At 61.4% G+C, this 236-nt stretch carries 1 pseudogene; it reads left to right on the forward strand.

Going from position 1 to position 236, the window contains the following annotated elements:
* Window positions 1-38: 38 nt before the first annotated feature.
* A pseudogene (locus SB764_RS44620) lies at window positions 39-236 on the forward strand (ABC transporter permease); the annotation flags it as partial.

Raw genomic sequence — 236 nt, forward strand, 5'->3', positions numbered from 1 at the left:
CTGATGGGCCACTCTACCGACAACTACGGAGCGCAATCGTGAGCACGCGCGTCCTGTTCTCGCCGGCGCGCTGGTGGAGCATCGTGCTCAAAGAGTTTTTGCAATTGAAGCGCGACCGGATCACGTTCGCGATGATCGTCGGCCTGCCGATCATTCAGCTCACGCGGTTCGGCTTCGCGATCAACACCGACCCGAAGCATCTGCCGACTGCCGTCACCATCGGCGACGAGAGCACG

This window comes from Paraburkholderia sp. SIMBA_027 (assembly GCF_046535315.1).
Lineage (GTDB): Bacteria > Pseudomonadota > Gammaproteobacteria > Burkholderiales > Burkholderiaceae > Paraburkholderia > Paraburkholderia tropica.